Source organism: Bartonella raoultii (assembly GCF_019659805.1).
GTDB lineage: Bacteria > Pseudomonadota > Alphaproteobacteria > Rhizobiales > Rhizobiaceae > Bartonella > Bartonella raoultii.
In genome coordinates this window covers 63,276-82,341 of sequence record NZ_JAIFRO010000007.1, presented here as the reverse complement: position 1 = coordinate 82,341, position 19,066 = coordinate 63,276, and the positions used below count along the sequence as shown (strand labels likewise).

Annotated in this window: 23 protein-coding genes; 10 read left to right on the top strand and 13 right to left on the bottom strand. The window is 36.4% G+C overall.

The annotated features are described in order from the left end of the window. Nucleotides 1–77: 77 nt before the first annotated feature. Entirely contained in the window at nucleotides 78–860 is a 783-nt protein-coding gene (locus K3248_RS07260; RefSeq protein ID WP_220716905.1) for a hypothetical protein, read from the top strand. Nucleotides 861–2,271: 1,411 nt separating this feature from the next. Here the strand turns inward: K3248_RS07260 and K3248_RS07255 are convergent. Both K3248_RS07255 and K3248_RS07250 read right to left on the bottom strand, forming a co-directional pair. Beyond that, complete coding sequence (locus K3248_RS07255) at nucleotides 2,272–3,444, bottom strand: PBSX family phage terminase large subunit (protein ID WP_220716904.1); 1,173 nt, start codon at nucleotides 3,442–3,444, stop codon at nucleotides 2,272–2,274. Next, on the bottom strand, nucleotides 3,425–3,757 hold the full coding sequence (locus tag K3248_RS07250; protein ID WP_220716903.1) for a hypothetical protein: 333 nt from the start codon (nucleotides 3,755–3,757) through the stop codon (nucleotides 3,425–3,427). Before K3248_RS07250 ends, K3248_RS07255 begins: the two co-directional genes overlap by 20 nt. A gap of 206 nt (nucleotides 3,758–3,963) precedes the next feature. On the opposite strand from K3248_RS07250, the gene K3248_RS07245 reads away from it, so the two are divergent. After that, nucleotides 3,964–4,419, top strand: a complete 456-nt coding sequence (locus tag K3248_RS07245; RefSeq protein WP_220717709.1) for a hypothetical protein — start codon at nucleotides 3,964–3,966, stop codon at nucleotides 4,417–4,419. On the opposite strand, the gene K3248_RS07240 is transcribed toward K3248_RS07245, so the two are convergent. From K3248_RS07240 to K3248_RS07190, 11 genes are all read right to left on the bottom strand, one after another. Continuing rightward, a complete protein-coding gene (locus K3248_RS07240) occupies nucleotides 4,410–4,937 on the bottom strand; it encodes a hypothetical protein (protein ID WP_220716901.1) in 528 nt (175 codons plus the stop codon). The two genes, K3248_RS07245 and K3248_RS07240, sit on opposite strands and share 10 nt — an antisense overlap. A gap of 13 nt (nucleotides 4,938–4,950) precedes the next feature. Beyond that, nucleotides 4,951–5,388, bottom strand: a complete 438-nt coding sequence (gene ssb / locus K3248_RS07235; RefSeq protein ID WP_220716900.1) for a single-stranded DNA-binding protein — start codon at nucleotides 5,386–5,388, stop codon at nucleotides 4,951–4,953. Between the two features lie 808 nt (nucleotides 5,389–6,196). Further along, nucleotides 6,197–6,862, bottom strand: coding sequence for a hypothetical protein (locus tag K3248_RS07230; protein ID WP_220716977.1), 666 nt, complete (start codon nucleotides 6,860–6,862; stop codon nucleotides 6,197–6,199). Between the two features lie 83 nt (nucleotides 6,863–6,945). Then, nucleotides 6,946–7,656, bottom strand: coding sequence for a bactofilin family protein (locus K3248_RS07225; RefSeq protein WP_246588257.1), 711 nt, complete (start codon nucleotides 7,654–7,656; stop codon nucleotides 6,946–6,948). 287 nt (nucleotides 7,657–7,943) lie between these two features. Then, on the bottom strand, nucleotides 7,944–8,405 hold the full coding sequence (locus K3248_RS07220; RefSeq protein ID WP_220716896.1) for a hypothetical protein: 462 nt from the start codon (nucleotides 8,403–8,405) through the stop codon (nucleotides 7,944–7,946). Between the two features lie 186 nt (nucleotides 8,406–8,591). Next, entirely contained in the window at nucleotides 8,592–9,086 is a 495-nt protein-coding gene (locus K3248_RS07215; protein ID WP_220716975.1) for a hypothetical protein, read from the bottom strand. After that, entirely contained in the window at nucleotides 9,028–10,089 is a 1,062-nt protein-coding gene (locus tag K3248_RS07210; protein WP_220717708.1) for a DUF1376 domain-containing protein, read from the bottom strand. Before K3248_RS07210 ends, K3248_RS07215 begins: the two co-directional genes overlap by 59 nt. After that, on the bottom strand, nucleotides 10,079–10,444 hold the full coding sequence (locus tag K3248_RS07205; RefSeq protein ID WP_220717707.1) for a DUF1376 domain-containing protein: 366 nt from the start codon (nucleotides 10,442–10,444) through the stop codon (nucleotides 10,079–10,081). The genes K3248_RS07210 and K3248_RS07205 overlap by 11 nt, the downstream gene beginning before the upstream one ends. Next, a complete protein-coding gene (locus tag K3248_RS07200) occupies nucleotides 10,426–10,911 on the bottom strand; it encodes a crossover junction endodeoxyribonuclease RuvC (protein ID WP_220717144.1) in 486 nt (161 codons plus the stop codon). The genes K3248_RS07205 and K3248_RS07200 overlap by 19 nt, the downstream gene beginning before the upstream one ends. Nucleotides 10,912–10,931: 20 nt before the next feature. Further along, nucleotides 10,932–11,252 (bottom strand): dATP/dGTP diphosphohydrolase domain-containing protein, encoded by a 321-nt coding sequence (locus K3248_RS07195; protein ID WP_220717706.1) that lies wholly within the window; start codon nucleotides 11,250–11,252, stop codon nucleotides 10,932–10,934. A gap of 10 nt (nucleotides 11,253–11,262) precedes the next feature. Continuing rightward, nucleotides 11,263–11,499 carry a helix-turn-helix domain-containing protein gene (locus K3248_RS07190; RefSeq protein ID WP_220717705.1) on the bottom strand — a complete coding sequence of 79 codons (237 nt, stop codon included), beginning with the start codon at nucleotides 11,497–11,499 and terminating at the stop codon, nucleotides 11,263–11,265. Nucleotides 11,500–11,586: 87 nt separating this feature from the next. On the opposite strand from K3248_RS07190, the gene K3248_RS07185 reads away from it, so the two are divergent. The 8 genes from K3248_RS07185 (at nucleotide 11,587) to K3248_RS07150 (ending at nucleotide 19,050) form a co-directional block, all read left to right on the top strand. Then, complete coding sequence (locus K3248_RS07185) at nucleotides 11,587–11,940, top strand: helix-turn-helix domain-containing protein (protein ID WP_220717704.1); 354 nt, start codon at nucleotides 11,587–11,589, stop codon at nucleotides 11,938–11,940. 215 nt (nucleotides 11,941–12,155) lie between these two features. Next, nucleotides 12,156–12,566, top strand: a complete 411-nt coding sequence (locus tag K3248_RS07180; RefSeq protein ID WP_220717703.1) for a hypothetical protein — start codon at nucleotides 12,156–12,158, stop codon at nucleotides 12,564–12,566. Between the two features lie 96 nt (nucleotides 12,567–12,662). After that, on the top strand, nucleotides 12,663–13,484 hold the full coding sequence (bet, locus tag K3248_RS07175; RefSeq protein ID WP_220716888.1) for a phage recombination protein Bet: 822 nt from the start codon (nucleotides 12,663–12,665) through the stop codon (nucleotides 13,482–13,484). Nucleotide 13,485: 1 nt separating this feature from the next. Continuing rightward, nucleotides 13,486–14,109 (top strand): lambda exonuclease family protein, encoded by a 624-nt coding sequence (locus tag K3248_RS07170; RefSeq protein ID WP_220717142.1) that lies wholly within the window; start codon nucleotides 13,486–13,488, stop codon nucleotides 14,107–14,109. A 124-nt stretch (nucleotides 14,110–14,233) separates the two neighbouring features. Continuing rightward, nucleotides 14,234–14,446: a hypothetical protein gene (locus tag K3248_RS07165; protein WP_220717702.1), complete on the top strand. Its 213-nt coding sequence runs from the start codon at nucleotides 14,234–14,236 to the stop codon at nucleotides 14,444–14,446. Nucleotides 14,447–14,455: 9 nt separating this feature from the next. After that, on the top strand, nucleotides 14,456–15,493 hold the full coding sequence (locus tag K3248_RS07160; RefSeq protein WP_220717701.1) for a tyrosine-type recombinase/integrase: 1,038 nt from the start codon (nucleotides 14,456–14,458) through the stop codon (nucleotides 15,491–15,493). Between the two features lie 793 nt (nucleotides 15,494–16,286). Next, nucleotides 16,287–17,501, top strand: a complete 1,215-nt coding sequence (locus K3248_RS07155; RefSeq protein ID WP_220717700.1) for an NADP-dependent isocitrate dehydrogenase — start codon at nucleotides 16,287–16,289, stop codon at nucleotides 17,499–17,501. Nucleotides 17,502–17,622: 121 nt separating this feature from the next. Beyond that, the gene (locus K3248_RS07150; protein WP_220717699.1) at nucleotides 17,623–19,050 is read left to right on the top strand and encodes an MFS transporter; all 1,428 of its coding nucleotides are present in this window, start codon (nucleotides 17,623–17,625) and stop codon (nucleotides 19,048–19,050) included. Nucleotides 19,051–19,066 lie beyond the last annotated feature (16 nt).

Below are 19,066 nucleotides of genomic sequence, written 5' to 3'. Positions count from 1 at the left end.
CGGGGGCGCCCCTCTTTTAAATTTTCCATTCCAAATTTTATCAACTCTTTATCACATTAGATTGTGAGGGTATCCTTATGTCTCAAAAATATAAGTTAACCAGTAAAATCAAAAAAATTAAACATGATGTTACAAGAAAAACTATCATTCTTTATCGTATTAAAGCATTAAAAGACTTTTCTGATGTTAAAGCAGGCGATTTAGGGGGCTTTATTGAAAAGGAAAGCAACCTTTCTCATAAGGGCAATTGCTGGGTTTACGATGAGGCATGTGCTTATGGGGCTGCATGCATTTATGAAAATGCAAAAATACGTCACAAAGCTCATGTGTGTGGTTATGTTTATGGTAACGCTGAAGTCTATGGAAAGGCTTTGGTATCTCAATATGCACAAGTTTACGACAATGCTTGTATTTATGATAACGCGCGCGTGTATGGTTTGGTTTATGGCAATGCCCATGTACATGGTAGTGCACGCATTTATGTTGATGCGCATATTTATGATCATGCCCATGTTTCTTACAATGCTTGGGTTTATAGCTATGCAAGGGTCTATGGTAATGCCAAGGTTTCAGGATGTACCTGTCTTTATAGCCATGCCAAGATATATAACCATGCGATTGTTCACGGTCGCACAAAAATTTATGGTTCTGTTTATGGGAATGCTCATGTGAGTGGTCGTGCTGAAATTTATGGCTCTGTCTATGGCAATGCCAAGATCTCACATTACGCTAAGGTTTGGGGAAAAGTTTATGGCAAGGCAAGGTTAAACAAACCAAATAAGGTCGCTGTAGTCCTTAAAGAATGTGAGGTTTACGAAAAAGATCATATTATAGATTTATCAAAACAAAATGATAATTAACAGGTGTGGGGGGCGCCTTTTTACCATTAACCTAACATAAAAGAGACAATGTAAAAAGAAAGCCGTGTCATGTAACGTGACGCGGCTGATGAATCAAGTGATGAGTGTAAAAATATGAATAACAGAAACCCTATATACAAAACCTATATTACACAAGTTAACCATTCTCTTTATTAAAACTTATCCAAAAGAACCTTATATCAAGCATTTGAATTATAGAGACTGTAAATGCTTGTTATAGCTATAACTGATTAATAATCCTCTCTAGGTAAAATATCCATTTGAAACAAAGCACAATCATCAAAATGCTTGCTAGGTTTATCAATACAATCAAAAGCAAATGTGTATTAAGTGAATGTCTGTAAAAACGTTCTTTTAAAATTTGTGAGGGCTATGTTTAAAAAGCAGTTTTTCATAAGACAAATAAACAACCGCTTTTATAAAATGAAGGTTTTTAAGATTTTCTCTGTTGTGAAATCTAGATCTTGTTTTTCGTAAATGAAACGTTTTTAAAAACAAATGATAACTATTATAAAACATCAGTTTCAAACGATTAAACGTTCATTTAGAAATGCTATGCATATTTTCACTTTTCTTTAAAATCTAATTTCTTTAAAAATTAGCCGGCTCAAATTTGAGTTGGCAATATTAACCATCCCAATTCTGGGGGGCGTTAACTTTAGAATAGAGCATTCTTTAAACAATATCGCTTTTGACTCCAAAATTGAGTAAAATCCCATGCCTTTATGATGTTACAATGATTTTGAATTTTGCTTGCTTATCTTAAAGAGCTGCCCCCAATTTTGGGGTGCCCCCATTTGGCTTCGTATTCTTAAACGATAACTGTTAAAACGTTGTTTGATAGCTTGCTTGCGTTATATCATTCAAAGGCTTTTGATTTCATATGACATAACGTTTTGAATTTCATACCTGCTATGTCTTACTCCGGTAAAAAAATACCGCGGTTATAAAATCGATCTTGTCTTTAAATCCTTTTATGCAATCTTATAAATGAAGCCTATAAGCTTATGAAAGTTTCAAAGGATTACTCTCTTATAGGATACTATAAGATCTTTAGATTTTGCGCTCCCCAATTTTGGGGACCGTTAATTTGTTTCTGTTTATACGATTAACAATCCAATCTTTAAAACAAGCTATGACCTTTAAACGTATGTTATTGAAAATTTCAAACGATTAAATTTTAAAACAGTGCGATTTTTGAGTGATAAAAACGTATCATAAAATTTATGAACTGTTATGAATGATAACTGCTTTTCATTTCATTTGAATACACACATGCGTTATAATATTTGCATCATGATTTGCTTTTTATGCTCTATTCATACGTGACAATCTTATCTAAAAAATGATCAAATGAATCACGTATAAAAGGATGGATTCTTAAGTGGATTCATATAAAATAATTGAACGCAACATATTGACTTTGTTGTATTTTTAGGTATACTGTGGTCTCTTCGTTAAACCATACAGAAGGTAAAATACGCCGCACCGCCTCTATACGCATTTTGACAGCACCAGCCCCTTGATTAGGGATCACTTGCGTTTCAAAACCTGCATCACTTAAAGCACTCTCAAAACTCACATTGTGTACACGGTCTCTCGTTGCACCATCATGGGGCAAAACCATCAATGCCTTCTCATAACCATTTTGACGCAACCAACCGATATGTTCGGATAACGGCTGCCCTTGTGCCTCATAATAATCCAGCACTCTGATCTCTCTGCCAATAAATTGCGCTATCCAAATCGCCGTTGCATCTGCCTTGGCTCCTGTCCCCCCAATATCCCAAAAGGCGCGTATCTGCATTAAAGGATCACGTGCAACACGCCCTATCCGCCCCTCCTGTTCAGCTGCTAACATCTCCTTTTGGTAATAAGCACCTTGAACGGCTGTAAGGTAAGCTCCCTCCCAAATATGCTTATAGGTCTCTGGACGGTTTCTCAAATCATCAAGACGCGCTTCATTCAAGATCTTAGGAAACTTGGGATTATCTGACCAATTAACCTCAACACGCTTAATCGCTTCATTGTCTGAAAAACGAAAGCGCCTTTCAACCGGGGCATTCTCCCGTAATGGGTTCCATGTTACCCATAATTCTGCACGCCATCCATCCCCTTCTTCACGCAACGTCGGTATAAGCGTCTGCCAAGCGGTCTCTGTGACAGGCTCTGCCTCATCAACCCAACAGAGCAAAATACGCCCCATCGACTTGATACTCGCAATATTACGGTCTAGTCCAGAAAACTGAAAGGCTATACGCCCATCATTTGACTTAATTGAAGATTCCCCAACCCTGTAATAATCCTTTAAAAAGTCATGGGCTTCAATAGCACGCTTAATCTCTTCCAAGGAACTTTCCGCAAGCGAATTTTGAAACTGACGTGCACAAAGAATGGTCCCCGATATCCCTCCTATACCAAATTGATACCCCTTTAACGCTGCCATCAAAGCAAAAGATCTTGTCTTTCCAGACCCGCGTCCACCCCAAGCCGCTCTGACCAAAGCATCCCCTGCAAAAAGAGAAATAAGCTTTGGAACAATCTTAATCTGTCTTGTCGTCATTTAATAAAGGAGCTATTTCTACACGCCCTATGATCTTCACGGCTCCCCCATTCTCTCCTGTCACTTGCAAGGGCAAAATCTTCCCAAGCAGTGCTAAATAAGCCGCGGGGCAATCCATTGCCTGCTTTTCTAAATAAGACACCAAACCCTCATTGCCTATTCTATTACCAGCATTTTCTGCTGCCTTCAGTACTGCTTCTTTAAGAACACGCGTGATTTTATTAGGGACACCTTTTACACGCCCTATGCCTGCTCTTGGTGGAATACGTTTTTTTATGGGCTGTAAAACCTGCTCTGTGTTTTCGGATGTCATAAATTCCTCCCTCCAGATAATAAAAAACCCCGCATGTGCGGGGATTTTGCACTGTACATCACCCTCGTTAGATACAATACACCTAAGTACAGCAATGTCATTAAATACGATTTGTTATAACTTGTCAACACAAAAATAACACATATTGATAATTTAGGCATGAATCAATATAAGAGCTCGTTAAAATAAAAAACAATGAGTTCTCGATGTTTAAACGCTTTATTTTACTAACTATAGCAATAAGCACTCTTTTATTTGCTAATTATGCAAATAGTGAACAATCAAAAATTGATGAAGAACCTTTCCCAGATTTAGGTCCTAATATAGAAGTTATTCGACGTATTCCTGATGATGAATTCAAAAGGATGCAACGAGAATCCCTCCCTTATTTAGGTCCTAATATAGAAGTTATACGTCGTATTCCTGATGATGAATATGAAAGACTAACAAACAATCATACCCAAGTCCAAATAGAAAAAAATCGTTTTGAAAATACAATAATAGAATGGTTCGTAATAGGATTCGTAATGACGATTATAATTGCTATAATGTCTATTCTAATTAGCCTACTTTGGCGTTTTAAGTTCAAGATTTCCGCATATTTATTTGGAATAGTCACTCTATTATCTGTTATTGCTGTTCCTTTTATATTTTATTTGTGAAAATACTTATGAAGCGCATTAAGAACAACCTTTAGTGAGCTCACAAGGTGTGGTAATTTTTGATCTTCACTAACGAGATACTGTAGCGCGGCGTAAAGATTGTACTGTTTATAGAGACATTGCGCTTCTTTTATTGCCTCTTGTGTGTTTAAAAACTGCTCTGTTGCAAATTTTACCCATTTATCTCTTGCTGTATCATCAGAAGATGACGGCATTTCATCATAAATCGCGCTTGGCAAGCCCTTTGCACATAGATAGTCATTTCGTATCTGTAAATATTTTTGAGCAGCATCATATTGCTCTTGAGTAAGCACGCCTTTCAAACAAAGCCGCCCTATGTAGGTACTTGCAAGTGGATTTTTCGCATCTTGTAAGCTTAAACCAAAGCGCTTTGCACGTATTTCTATTGCTAATTTATCAATAGCTTCACGAGGTGTTTTTGACCGTGATAGACGTCCATTGGCTTCTCTTATATGCCCTGTGATTTTAGGGCGTCCCCTCTTTTTATTTTTTTTCACTTATACCCTCTGTTTAAAAAGAAACGCCATCATTTGCTACTGTAGGCATATCAAGAGGTCTGTAAATGCTTCTCTCATAAGAAGAGGACTGCTCTTGATTATCATCATTTTTGCTATCTAAGAGCTTTAAATCCCCTTTGTATTTTGGTAAAATAACCTCTGTTATATAACGATCAACACCGTTTTTATCTTGCCATTTACGGGTTTGCAATTGCCCCTCTAGATACACTTTAGAGCCTTTGTGAAAATACTGAAGCGCTATTTTTACCAATTGTGAATTAAAAATAACAATGGAATGCCATTCTATTTTGTCTATTTTCTTATTACTTGCCTTATCGGTATAGCTTTCGGTGGTAGCTAAACGAAAACTCACCATTTCGCTACCAGTAGACATTATTTTACTTTCAGGATGAGAGCCAATATAGCCAATTAAAATCACTTTATTAAGCATTCGCTTTAGATCCATTAATAGGAATAACACATAACAATACAAAGAACGTATAACCAGCCATTATTATAACACATTATAGGCTATAGTTACAAACGAAATTATTGTTACAAGCTATTGAATATAAAGAATGAATCCCATTTTTAGTTTGCTTGATTTATTGCTTTTTTATACAAATTATGTATTATAGAGATATTCGTCTCATTAGGATGTCAAAAGGACATCACGCATTACAAAACAGAAGCCGTGTCAAAAGCAATTGATACGGCTTTGTTGCATTTGCATATAATTAAGAAAATCAAGATTTAAGATTATGATGATGTTAGATAAAAAGAAAACCCTTTCACGTAATACATGAGCAAGGGCTTTCCACTTTTTAAATCTGTATGTTGTATAGCAGATTATGAATAAATTGGCAATATTGAATTCACAATGATATCTTAAAACGAAGATTTGTTTTTTACTAAAAGGAAAACACTTAGAATAACGTCGCTATTAAAAGCAAGCATCATTTACTTTAAGAGCAATTTGATAAAAATTGTATTGCGTTTATACATAAAATATGTAATTTAGAACCATATCACTAAAGTGATATCTCCTTTATTGTTAGTTAGTTTTTCATATTTCTCTAGATTCAAAGCCGTATCATTTCATTTTGATACGGTTTTTTCTTAATCATGCTTGCCATTATACACAAAATGTGTAATATAGATTTGATGTTGATTAAATATTGTGTATTGCGTAAAAAGCCGCGTTCATTAAGGACACGGCTTTCTTTTTTCTGTTTAAGACCAGACCCCAAACCCCTTATTTATGCTGTTTTTTCTAAAGTTTCTTCACTAACATCAGTATCTTTATAAACTCTTTTATTGCCTTTAATAACGGCATTCCCAAAAACTTTTACAGAGAAATAAACCTTCACTTTTCCTTGAATGCACGCATTATCATAAATCTCCGCCTCGGGATAAATACAAGCCGACCCCGATATTTTTGCATTCCCATAAATAAAGCCACCAACACAAGCGCTATTCAAAATTTTTGCATTGTCATAAACCTTTGCTTCTGGAGATACCATGGCTTTATTACAAACAATGGCATTCCCATAAATTTCACCACAAATTGCTGCATTATCACATATTTTTGCATTACCGTGAATATAAGCAGTCTTTTCAAGAACCCGCGCCTTATCACTAACTACTGCATTTCCTGCTACCCTTGCTTCCATAAAAACACAAGCGTTATTACGTATTTTTGCATTTTCACTAACAATAGCACCATGTGAAACGGCGGCATTATCGTATATCCAACAATTGCCATCATGAGAGAGATTGCTTTCATTTTCAATAAAACCACCTAAATCACCAGCCTTTACACCATCAAAATCTCTTAATGCTCTAATTCGGTATAAAGTAATCCCTTCAATATCGTAAGTTTCATTAGTAAGTTCATATTTTTTAGATACATTTGTAGTGGTCATAGGTTGCTCCCTAATCTAGTATTCGTTAAATTGTGAATGGAAATCTTTTAAAAAGAGGCGCCCCCGCCGCGCCGTTGCTTTTTTTACGCGGCTTGCTCTGAAAGTTTTTTACGATCAGTAATCACAACATTGTCACTAACATTGTCACAAACGCTAGCATTTCCACAAATTTTTGCATTCCCATGTATCTTTGCAACGCTATAGACAGAAGCATTATCAAATACCTTTGCATTTCCAAAAACCTCTGCACTGCTTTCAATACTCGCATTGCCAAAAACATGCGCATTCCCATAAACCTTGCCATTTACCTCTGCTTTACCATAAACTTTAGCATTATCAAAAATACGAGTGGTGTAATTCGTTTGTACATCACCAAAAACCTCGGCATTCCCATAAACACAACCGTCTATCCAAGCCTTGTCATGTATTTTTGCATTATCGTAAACACGAGCGTCACCATAAATCCACGCATCACCAGCGATTTGCGCATTCCCATAAACACGAGCCCGCTGACAGACACGAGCATTATCTCTAACCCAGCAGTCACCATCATGTGAAAGATGTTCGCTGCTTTCTATAAAACCACCTAAGTCGCCTGCTTTAACATCTGCAAAGTCTCTAATAGCTCTAATGCGTCTTAATGTGTGAATACCTGCAACAATCGTCTCGCCCGTAAATTCATATTTTTTTGGAACGCCTTGCTTTTTAGGAGGAACGGGGCCAGTATCAGTTGCTCCCATGTTATCTGCAATAGCTTTAATAAGAGCGTGACGAAAACCATTCATATATGTCATGATATTTATCCTAGTTATTTAGAGTTTTTAATTGACAGCCCACAAGGGCGCCGGGTGCTAAAAACACGGTAACTAGTCCGTTGCTTATACTTTTCCCTCGCGAAGGGTCTTGTATAGTATAAACACACCCGACATAAATCATTATACGCCTTAACAAGCACAAAAGACAGCCAGTATTTTAAGAAATGGGAGAAACCTTATCGTGGTTTATCCGCTAGTTATCTCGTGGTTTTTAAACACTTGACGCCTTTCTAAACGAACCTGCCTTTAATGTCAATACGTATTTTTTATTTTTTGCATTTTTTCCTGTTTTGATATTTACCCAGTTGAATATCAAGTGCTTTTTCTAACTCGCGATCTATATCATCATCATAAGCTTGTGAATAACTCTTCTCCCCTTCATTGCTAATCTCACAAATCAAACGGTCTTTCATTGTGCGTTTTTTGATTTTCTTATTAACCTCATTAATCAGCGCTTCACAACTCAATACGCTTCTTGGCAAATCACCACCGTATATCCACGCTTTCACTTGCGCCTTGCTACTGTAATCTACAGTTTCAGGCATCTCATGATATTGGCCACCTTCAAATTCTTCGTATTCTCTCATTCCATCATCATATTCGTAAAGATTGTAAAAATATTCTGCTACTCCTAACCCCCACGGGGCATGCCCTCTTATCGTTGCAACAAACTTTTTTTGCATGGGCGGTTTATGATTTGTTAAGAATAAATGTTTAAAAAAACCCATATCTTTTAATTCCAGTTTGTATTTTGTCGCTATAGTCTATTTACCTTAAATTTAACTGTACAAAGCGTTTTGTAGTTTTTACGTATCATTATCAAAAAATTAAATAATCGCTTTGTACGGTGCCTTTTTATCGATTTAAACGTATATCCATACAAATAGCCTCTCTACTTTTCAACATTTTGCTAGCTAATCAATGGTTTTTATTATGCCTCCTATCCCACTTAAAACCTGTTCAAAATTGTGCTTTTGAATAATGCTAAGCGCTTTTGAAGCATCGCTTGCTTCTTGTGCTTTCAATGCCTTTTCACGGCTGTTCAAAACAGCTTTGCGTACAATATTGGCTTGTCTCAAAAGGTTATCTTCCAAATCACGACATAACCTCACAAGTTCACGCGTGCTCGGAAAAAACGTATCCGATAAACCGTCTATCTCATCACATAAAATCCGTTTAACTGCTGTCATTAGTGACCATGCTGAAACTTTTTCTAAAGCCATTCCATAGGTTAATGCCATTCCCTCATGATCAGATTGTTGCGATATTTTTAAACCACATGACAGCATGCGAATAGCTTTGCCTATATCCTCTTTGCTTGCTTTCACTGCGAATAGCTCCTGCAACTGATCAGCAGCCTCTAAAGCAATCGCTTCCTGCTGTTTTGTTAATTGGCTGCCATCCTTCAAAACCAATGGGAACTCCTGTGGTGGTATCATCGCGTGAATGTGCTTCAAAGTATCCTCGATTTCCGATATCAAGCAGGCTGTCTGCGATACGTTCCCCAATGCTTTTTTGCTTTTGAGTGTAATTTCCATAATTTTTACCTTGTTGATTGATTTCGTATTTTTTTGAATTTCTTACCCAGTTACGCCATGTCGCTTGCCAATCGGTTTTGGCTGCATTAGCACCCGCTTTTGAACGCCAGTAATCTCGAAATTTTGCAATTTCGACTTTCACACGCTCTGGAGGCAACCCTTCCGAAAGGGCAAAATCGTAATCCGGTTCGAAATCAGCAGGCAAGCGACAACCTCTATCGGTTTTAACCCGCTTGGCTTTTTTCAAAACGTTTTCTTGCTCGTGAATGGGAGGTTGGTTTTCTGATGATGTTGCGATTTGTTCTGATTGAACATCATCACCCTCGATTGGCTCTTCAACCAAATCGGTTGTTTCTAAATTTTCAGAATCGATTTCTTTTTTTGATAAAACGATAGTTTTATTTTTTTTATTATATATGTTAATGTTATTGTTATTGTTAATGGCATCATTAAGCATTGCTTGTTCAATGCTATTAGCATTGTTGCTAGCATCCTTAGCATTTTTGACATCATTATCACTTTTATCTTTATCCCATCTAGCTTTTGCTGCCTTTTGTGCTCTTTCTGAAAACTTATTTAAATTTTCATTCGAATTATTGAGTTCCTCTTCAACTTTTAAACTCCACAAACGACCATCTTTTAAACGTATGATCTTCTCATCACGTAATAAAATGTCTAATGTCTTTTTTAGAATCCTCTCTGAACAACCTGCCCATCTTGCTAATTTGGGAGCATCTTCAATAATAGGACGGCGCTCTTCATACATATATAAGACAAGAGTCATATAAAGACCCTTTTCCACTATGCTCATGCCACTAACATCTACAATCCATTGTGAAGAAAAAAGCCTCGTCCATGGCAACTTAGTTGACATGCATTGCCTCCTCTCTTTTCCTACTCCATCTTATATTCGCTGCTTTTGAAGCTCTTTCTGAAAATTTACTGAGGCTATAATCAAAAGCTAATGACTTATGCCATAGGTTCCCATTCTCTAAACGCGTGATGTAACCAATGCTTATTAAAGTCTCTAAGGCCTTTTGAAACGTTCTTAAGGAACACCCACACCAGCTTGATAAATAAGACGCATTATTGATAAGAGGCGCTTTCTTATCATTCATAAGCAACACAACGGTTGTATAAACTGCCTTCTCTGTTGCTTTTAAACCCATAAGCTCTTTTAAAAACTGATCTGAATTAAACTTTACACACTCTACTTTTTTACTGGGCATCGCTCTAAGATCTCCCTCTCTTTAATTAAATGTAAAATTGCTAAAGCATCCGCTTCATTATCATCACAAGGCGCATGCCCTTTTACACGCATTGCCTTAATCATCTCTTCTTTCGACGCATTCCCCTTGCCTGTCGTCGCTTTCTTAATTGTACAAACTGGAATGCCCTCATACGGTATCTGATGATGTTCACACCATGCCGTTAAGGTTGCTAATAAACCACCATAAACATGCGCCGCATCAGTTCCAACATGACGCCTTACCTCTTCAAAATACACCGCATCAATGCTCCCTGCTGTCTGCTTGATTTCTGTAAGCCATCTCTTAAAGCGTAAATAACGCATCCCACCGCCTTCAAATCGGCGTGATCTAAAATTAATGCTACCACTAAGGATACTCCCATCAGCACCACTTATCGCCCAGCCGGTCTTCGTTCCTAGATCAAAGCAAAGAATTGTATGAAGCATCCCAATCATCAGCCTTTACTTCACTTCATTCTGAGAGGACGGTCATCACAACCAATCTCTTTTGCCTCACATTCCATTAAAAACAGAATGCAACAAGCCGCATGTGCCAAGTGTGATAAACCACTCTCAGAATCCTTACTCTCTCCACCAAACCATGCTAATAAATGACGCAACGCTGCACCGTGTAACCGGCTCCAATCCATACCATTACGCCAATTATTTGCTCCGTATTTTTTGGCCCCAAATTCTAAAACACTACCAATTTCCATAAGGGCTAAAGGCGGTATAAGATCTAAACGAGGCTTCCCATCATCATTCTTATGCGCTTCATTTACAGCCATCATCATCTCCTCAAGGCTGTAAACTGTCACACGCGCTATGAACGTGTGAGTTCTTCACAAATCGTGATATCGAAGAGCTTTCTTGCTCACATAAAGATTTTAAAAGATAAGCAACTGCTCCTCTTGAAGGAATGCCATACTTTTCCCAGCGCCATACTGTTGATCTGTTCACACCTAATAACGCTGCCATTTCGTCCAACGTAAGATTAAGGTGTTTTCTTAGTTTTTTTGCTTCTAACTTATTCATAAAATCTAGTGTGCAATGTGCACAGAAAAAAGTCAAGTCGAAAAGCACATATAATATGTGCATTATGAATGGAAAGGAGTTGACAGAATGCAAGAAAAAAAACCCGATCAAGCTATACGCTTAACAGAAGCAAGAATTGCTAAAGGATTTAAATCTGCCCGAGCAGCTGCTCAATATTATGGCTGGCCATATTACACTTATATACAACATGAACAAGGAGTTCGCGGCATCAATAAAGCGGCAAGTCGATACGCAAAAGCGTTTAACGTAAGCATAGGTTGGTTATTGACTGGTGAAGGACAGGGAATAAAAACAAAATCTACAACTGCTCTATCGGACCGCGAACTTCAAGAAGAAGTCTTTAATGCTTTAAAAGATATATCTCCTGAAAAAAAGCAGTGGCTTCTTCGCATTCTAGATACCTTAAAAGACGAAGAATAATAATTAATCTTCTTTTTTTATCTATATTAAGCTTATTCACTGCCTCCATTACAAGATAATTTATATCATCCATTTTAATATCCTAAATAGTATAATACTTACTATAATTATGTTCATCTTGCACATTTATTTATTGACATATGTGCAACATGCGCATATAAATTGCCTCATATCCTATAAATTAACCATTGCCAATAGGCTCTATGGAGGCAGTTGTGGACAAACCAATCTTTATAAATTCTGATGAGATTCTTTTAGTCATGTGCGAAAATGAAGCACAAAATCTGGTGAAATCAGGACCTTTCTACGAAGAAAAAGACATTATCGACTTTATTGACGAAGCCGATAATGCCATCAAAATCATGCGCATCGAACCAATAAATAACAGATGCGAAGATATCTCTGAAGATCTTGCTGAGTTCTACATTAAACAACGTGAAGAACAATGTTTTAACGACATTATACCTCATGACTTTGTAAAACATAGTTCTGCATACAGTTTTTTTTTAGATGAGATCAGACAGCAAGAATATGACGACAAAAGATACGGTACTTATGAACAGCAAAACCGTTTAACCTTTTGGGACGTTCTTCCAAACTACCCAAACTATACATGGCGTTTTTAAAAGCGCCTCTTTTCCTCAAATCATAACAGAACGCTTCTTTAAACACAGGCGTATTTCACGCAACGGGAAAGTTGCGTGCATTAAAAGGAAATACAGATGACAAATTCCCCTTTAACAACCATGGCAAGTAAATATGGGTTTTCTCATGAACAATTTCGAAAAACAATCATTAAAACATGTATCAATTATAACTTCTCTGATGAAGAATTCGCTGCTTTTATTTCGGTAGCCAATACCTATGGTCTTAACCCTTTAACCAAAGAGATCTATGCTCTTCCTAAAAGAGGCGGCGGCATTATTCCTGTCGTCTCAATCGACGGATGGATTAAGATTATTAAGTCTAATCCTCAATTTGATGGGATGACCTTTCAAGATCAACTTGATAAAGAGGGCAATATCATTGCTATCAAATGCGCTATTCGTCTTAAAAATATTAAAGACCCTATCGAAGTTACTGAATATTTAGCTGAATGCAAACAAAAAACTGATACTTGGCAAAAATACCCAGCACGCATGTTGCGTCATAAAGCAACCATACAATGTGCGCGCTATGCTTTTGGTTTTTCAGGTATTTATGAAGAAGATGAAGCCGCGCGCATCAATGAAGTAAACCAAAATATACAAGATAAAATGGTCTCTTATGAAACGCTTATGCAAATCAAACAATTAATGGACAGCACGCAAACAGAAGAAAACAAAATTCTCACTTATGCAAAAGCCAACACGCTTGCCGATATATCAGATGGACAAGCGCAAACCATTTTGCACCTTTTGAAAGAGAAACAACAAAAGCAAAGGATTGAAGCACAACACTCTTTACCAACAAAAGAGCAAATAGAGATGCCTGTACAAGAGGCAGAATATATTCATATCCAAGATATCGAATATGAACAAACGCAACAACAAACGGCGGTGTGAGATGGAACAAAGAACGGCAGAATGGTTTCAAGCAAGATTAGGAAAAGTCACCGCTTCTAATATTTACAACATACTGAGTAAAACAGCAAAGGGAACGCCTACAAGCAAATATGAAGACTACAAAATCAAGCTTATAACAGAACGTTTAACGGGAGAAATAAGCCCCCATTATGAAAATGAAGATATGAGATGGGGCATTGAACATGAAGAAAATGCCTTGCATGAATATAGCCTTATCCATGATGCGAATGTTACAAAATGCGGCTTTATTCAACATCCTACAATAGAAATGGCGGGGGCAAGTCCTGATGGGCTCGTTGATGAGCACGGGTTAATTGAAATCAAATGTCCTAGATCAACGACCCATATGCGCTTCTTTATAAATGATGAGATCAAACCTGAATATCATGCACAAATGCAATTTCAAATGGCATGTACTGGACGCAAATGGTGTGATTTCATCAGCTATGATCCGCGCTTTACGGGACAATCATCTCATTTACGCATGAAAATCAAACGTATCCACCGTGATGAAAAACATATTGAACAAATTAATCAGGCTGTAGAAGCCTTTTTAAAAGAAATAGAACAAGAGATCAAAAAGATTTCAACAAAAGCGGCTTAACCTTATGGGGGTGCTGCTGTCCACACATGCCTCCTAGCACCCCCACCCTTTCCCTATAACAACTTGCAAAAAAATGCGTGATTCACGACACGGGTGAATTGCACTTCAAATGAGGAGAACAGATATGGCGCATCGCCTAGCTACCATAACACAACCAGCCATTGCACGGGCTTTAAGAGAAGCAAAAAAGCAAGGATGCGAACTCATAGAAATTAAACCTACAGGAGAACTGCTTATCTATCTCAAATCCGATATTCCATTACCAAATGCAACCAATCATCCTGATAAATTGTGGAATTTATCATCTGATGATTATGAATTTGATATTAAACTATAGATTATATCTATGCCTAAACCACGCCCTCCTCATCTTGTCAAAGAAATCACACGCCATGGTAAAATTATATGGTATGTCCGTATAGGTCATGGAAAGCGCATTAGAGTATGTGGAACTTATGGAACACAAGAGTTCGTTGATAATTACAAAAGTGCACTTGCTGAATTACAAGGACTTATACTTCCTAAATCCAAACCTGGTAAACTTGTTGAAGGGTCCTTTGCATGGCTATTGAAACAATATTTAAATAGCACCAATTGGCATAACCTAGCGCAATCTACGAAAAAACAAAATGAACTCATTCTTATGAAGGTATGCGATTCCGTAGGCAACATTCCATACAAAGCGATTGAAAAAAAACATATCATAGCTGGTGTTGAACGGCGTAAAGAAACACCCGCAATGGCTAGAAATTTTCTGAAAGCACTGAATGGACTTTTTAATTGGGCAATTGAGCAAGGTCTTTTGGAAACTAATCCAACAGTAGGAGTAAAAAGACCAGCTCTCAACAATAAAGATGGATTTGCTGTTTGGACAGAAGAAGATGTTGAAAAATATTATCAACGCTGGTCATATGGTACTCATGAACGTGTTTGGATTGATGTTCTTCTTTACACAGGCTTGCGTCGTGGTGATGCTGTTCGCATCGGTTGGAAAGATGTCAAGGATAATATCATTCATCTCAGAACAGAAAAAAGCAAATTCCAAACAGATGTCTTTCTTCCTATTTTACCTGAGCTCGCAGAAACTCTTAAAATTGGTCCTATTGGAGAAGAAACATTCATCTGTAGTAAAACTAATCAAAAATTTATCAAAGAAAGCTTTGGTAATGCTTTTAGAGATGCTTGTAATAAAGCTGGAATTAAAAAATCAGCACATGGTTTAAGAAAATTGGCAGCAACACGCGCTGCTAATTCTGGTGCAACAGTCTCACAACTCAAAGCACTTTTTGGATGGACTGAAGATCAAATGGCATCTCTTTATACAAAGAGTGCAGACCGTAAAAGATTAGCTCTAGAAGCAATCAAAAAGCTCCGAAAAAGTTAGGGATAGAGCCCAAAAAACATAATAGAATCAGGATTCATCAATTCCCTTATAATTCAACATAATTTTTTGATTTTATCTACTTTCTTTTTGCCCCTTGGGCATACCATAACCCCTTCTTATATCAATAACATATTGATTTTTTATGTATTTTTATCACGAAAAATACCTCATAAATGAGGGAATGGTTTTTTAAAATATTGTTGTACGATAAAGAATCAATGAAAATGAATAAATCATTGATATTCTTTTCTCTTAAGAGAGAGTGCTTTATCTAAATAATACACTAAATAACGCTGCAAATTTCAATCAAATAGAGAAAATTTTTGAGGTTTTCTTTATAATAAGCAAAATTTATAAACCATACGCATTGTTAGCTAAATATAGTTTTTTCCTTTATTTGTCTTTTATCAAAACTTACAAAATCACTAAAATATCCTGAAAGACTTATCAAAAACTTGATTTTATAGCCTATAATAGCGCATTATTTATCATCATATTGGGTTTTAAATCATAACCTTAAAGTTTATGAAGAAAGAATTTAATAAAATAAATGAAAATCTATGAATAAAAAAATATCGATTTAAATTTTATTAAATAAGTTTTTCATTTACTTACAATAGCTATATTAGGGAACACAGTTTTAAATATGTGTTCTTTAATAAAGTTTTACATATTATTTATGATAGGCTCTAAAAAATTACATTTAAATGCTTTTCTCTTATCCTTGTTTTTACTTTTTATGATAAAGTTAAAAGTGCTATAAAAATATGATTAAAATAAAAAAGGACATCTCATGGTAAAGATCAAAGTAGAAAACCCTGTTGTTGAAATCGACGGGGATGAAATGACTCGTATTATCTGGAAATATATCAAAGAAAAATTGATCCATCCTTACCTAGACATTGATCTCAAATATTACGATCTTTCTGTCGAGAATCGAGATGCAACCAATGATCAGATAACTATCGATTCGGCTCATGCTATCAAAAAATATGGAGTTGGTATAAAATGTGCAACCATCACTCCTGATGAAGCGCGCGTTAAAGAATTTAACTTAAAAAAAATGTGGAAATCACCCAATGGTACGATCCGAAATATTTTAGGAGGAGTTATTTTTCGAGAACCTATTATCTGTAAAAATGTCCCTCGCCTTGTTCCTAACTGGACAAAACCAATTATTATTGGGCGTCACGCTTTTGGTGACCAGTATAAAGCAACAGATTTTACTTTTCCTGGAAAAGGAAAATTGAGTATTAAGTTTGTAAGTGATGACAATCAAGTTATAGAACACGATGTTTTTGATGCTCCAAGTGCAGGGGTTGCCATGGCGATGTATAACCTTGATGAATCAATTCGTGATTTTGCACGTGCATCTTTTAATTACGGACTAGAACGAAATGTTCCTGTCTATCTCTCAACAAAAAATACCATTCTAAAAACTTATGATGGCCGCTTTAAAGATCTCTTTCAAGAAATATTTGATGCAGAGTTCAAATCTAAATTTGAAAACCGTAAATTATATTATGAACATCGCCTCATTGATGACATGGTTGCTTCTGCACTTAAATGGTCAGGTGGCTATGTATGGGCATGTAAAAATTATGACGGTGATGTGCAATCAGATATCGTTGCACAAGGCTTTGGTTCCCTTGGTTTGATGACTTCTGTTCTCATGACACCAGATGGTCAAATTGTTGAAGCAGAAGCTGCACACGGTACAGTAACACGCCATTATCGCCAACATCAAAGGAATGAAGAAACATCAACAAATTCTATTGCATCTATTTTTGCATGGACACGTGGACTAGCTCATCGTGCCAAACTTGATAATAATGAAAAATTAAAAAACTTTGCCATAACATTGGAAAAAGTTTGTATTAAAACCGTCGAGGAAGGCTTCATGACCAAAGATCTCGCACTTTTAATTGGTCCTAAGCAAAAGTGGCTTTCTACAACAGGTTTTCTTGATAAAGTTGATGAAAACCTCAAAAAAGCAATGAATAATTAAGCTATAATAGTTTCATAAAAGCTTCAAAGCTCTGTAAAAAGAGAGCTTTGAATCTTCTCTTGAAAATTTAAATAATTGTTTTATAAATAAAAAAAACAATTTTTACTACATAGCAAAAACAGTGAATAAACAGGGCTGGTCTACACTTTTATTAGGGGGAAATGGGATTCGCTTTTTAACGTTTATGGGTGGTGTTTTATTGCACGCTACAAACGTTTATAGTGTTATGACTATTTTACCCTCTCTTATGAATGAGATTGGTGGTAAATTATATTATTCTTGGGTAGCGACTGTTTTTATCGTAGCATCACTTCTTGGTACTTCACTTGCAACAAAAATGTTAGAAAAAATAGGTCCACGCAGAGCTTATTTTATCTCTGGAATCATTTTTATCTTTGGTACCTTTATCTGTAGCTTTTCTTCAACTATGCCCTTATTTTTAATAGGACGTTTTATTCAAGGGTTCGGAAGTGGTTCTTTGCTATCCCTCTCCTATTCTATGGTACGTCTCGTTTTTAGCCCATCTGTATGGTCACACGCATTAAGCGTTATCTCTGGAATGTGGGGAATATCAACCTTGTTAGGACCAGCTATTGGCGGTATTTCTGTATATTATGGAGCATGGAGAGCATCCTTTTGGGTTATGGGTATATTAGCAATAATCTTCTCGCTTATAGCTCTTAAGGTTTTGCCAAAAGAAAATAAAAATTCTATTCCAACGTCTTCTCTTCCCTTTTCGCAACTTCTTATAGTTACCTTATTAATTTTTATTATTTCAGCAGGGGGGGCTATGGATACTACAGTAGCAAAAATCTATGGACTTATCATCGGATTGGGACTTCTCTTTATTTTTGCAAAAATAGAATCATTCACCCCTCATCCTATGTTACCACACAAGTCCTTCTCCTTTTCTTCTGAATTTTTTCCCGTTTATGTCTTAATACTTATTTTTATAACAATCGTGTACAGTATAGAATTATATTTTCCACTGTTTCTTCAAGAGCTGCATGGACAAACACCGCTTATTGCTGGTTATATAGCATCACTCATGAGTCTTGGCTGGACATGTGGAGCTCTCTTAAGTGCCGGTATATCTGCAAAAAAAATTCACAGAATCATTATATTTTCCCCCATATTAAACTTGTTAGGTATAAGCATTCTTTTATGGCTAATCCCAACAGAGATTTCCAAACCTGAATATATTTTTATTATTTGCTTAGCATTGTTTTCTATCGGTATTAGTGCTGGTGTAGCATGGCCGCATTTGTTAACACGAATTTTACAATGTGCAAACGATGAAGATGCTCTACGTGCTAGCGAATCTCTTATCTCTGTACAGCTCTTTTCAGCTGCATTAAGCGCAACACTTGCAGGAACAATCACAAATCTTGCTGGTCTCTTTAATCCTGGCGGAATAATAGGAATGATTTGTGCAGCAAAAGCGCTTCTTATCGTTCTCATCACTCTTTTATTCTGTATTGGTATTCCGTTTGCTTTACGCGTTTCCTACAGAATATTTAAAAACCCAACAGGACAATTAAATAATTAAATATTATTTTCTAAAA

Coding starts and splice junctions, on each gene's coding strand:
- K3248_RS07260 (WP_220716905.1), top strand. CDS start 78: ATGTCTCAAAAATATAAGTTAACCAGTAAAATCAAAAAAATTAAACAT.
- K3248_RS07255 (WP_220716904.1), bottom strand. CDS start 3,444: ATGACGACAAGACAGATTAAGATTGTTCCAAAGCTTATTTCTCTTTTT.
- K3248_RS07250 (WP_220716903.1), bottom strand. CDS start 3,757: ATGACATCCGAAAACACAGAGCAGGTTTTACAGCCCATAAAAAAACGT.
- K3248_RS07245 (WP_220717709.1), top strand. CDS start 3,964: ATGTTTAAACGCTTTATTTTACTAACTATAGCAATAAGCACTCTTTTA.
- ssb (WP_220716900.1), bottom strand. CDS start 5,388: ATGCTTAATAAAGTGATTTTAATTGGCTATATTGGCTCTCATCCTGAA.
- K3248_RS07230 (WP_220716977.1), bottom strand. CDS start 6,862: ATGACCACTACAAATGTATCTAAAAAATATGAACTTACTAATGAAACT.
- K3248_RS07225 (WP_246588257.1), bottom strand. CDS start 7,656: ATGACATATATGAATGGTTTTCGTCACGCTCTTATTAAAGCTATTGCA.
- K3248_RS07220 (WP_220716896.1), bottom strand. CDS start 8,405: ATGGGTTTTTTTAAACATTTATTCTTAACAAATCATAAACCGCCCATG.
- K3248_RS07210 (WP_220717708.1), bottom strand. CDS start 10,089: ATGTCAACTAAGTTGCCATGGACGAGGCTTTTTTCTTCACAATGGATT.
- K3248_RS07205 (WP_220717707.1), bottom strand. CDS start 10,444: ATGCCCAGTAAAAAAGTAGAGTGTGTAAAGTTTAATTCAGATCAGTTT.
- K3248_RS07200 (WP_220717144.1), bottom strand. CDS start 10,911: ATGCTTCATACAATTCTTTGCTTTGATCTAGGAACGAAGACCGGCTGG.
- K3248_RS07195 (WP_220717706.1), bottom strand. CDS start 11,252: ATGGCTGTAAATGAAGCGCATAAGAATGATGATGGGAAGCCTCGTTTA.
- K3248_RS07190 (WP_220717705.1), bottom strand. CDS start 11,499: ATGAATAAGTTAGAAGCAAAAAAACTAAGAAAACACCTTAATCTTACG.
- K3248_RS07185 (WP_220717704.1), top strand. CDS start 11,587: ATGCAAGAAAAAAAACCCGATCAAGCTATACGCTTAACAGAAGCAAGA.
- bet (WP_220716888.1), top strand. CDS start 12,663: ATGACAAATTCCCCTTTAACAACCATGGCAAGTAAATATGGGTTTTCT.
- K3248_RS07170 (WP_220717142.1), top strand. CDS start 13,486: ATGGAACAAAGAACGGCAGAATGGTTTCAAGCAAGATTAGGAAAAGTC.
- K3248_RS07165 (WP_220717702.1), top strand. CDS start 14,234: ATGGCGCATCGCCTAGCTACCATAACACAACCAGCCATTGCACGGGCT.
- K3248_RS07160 (WP_220717701.1), top strand. CDS start 14,456: ATGCCTAAACCACGCCCTCCTCATCTTGTCAAAGAAATCACACGCCAT.
- K3248_RS07155 (WP_220717700.1), top strand. CDS start 16,287: ATGGTAAAGATCAAAGTAGAAAACCCTGTTGTTGAAATCGACGGGGAT.